1 protein-coding gene is annotated in these 271 nt (G+C 63.1%); it reads left to right on the top strand.

Annotation, left to right across the window (positions count from 1 at the left end):
- Positions 1–271: hypothetical protein (locus tag AAIL66_RS24380; RefSeq protein WP_343497972.1), on the top strand; the 271-nt coding region annotated here is incomplete at both ends.

The following is a 271-nucleotide window of genomic DNA, read 5'->3' as shown; positions in this document are numbered from 1 at the left end:
GGGCTACGGCATCACGGACGGCGCCCTGGCCGCGCGCAACATCGTGGCGGGCAATGGTCTGACAGGTGGAGGCAACCTCACTGCAGACCGCGCCTTGACCCTCGGTACACCGGGCACACTGAACGGCTCAACCACGAATTCCGTAACGGCTACAAGTCACACGCATGCAGTCGCAGCGGCCACTGAAACGGTGGCGGGCGTTTCAGAACTCGCAACGCTGGCGGAAGTGATTACAGGGGTCGATAGCTCTCGCGTCATCACACCTGCTGCC

The sequence above is a fragment of the Comamonas sp. F1-6 genome (genome assembly GCF_039581415.1).
Taxonomy (GTDB): domain Bacteria; phylum Pseudomonadota; class Gammaproteobacteria; order Burkholderiales; family Burkholderiaceae_C; genus Comamonas; species Comamonas thiooxydans.
Note: the sequence above shows the minus strand (reverse complement) of the source record. Positions and strands in the feature narration are given on the sequence as shown.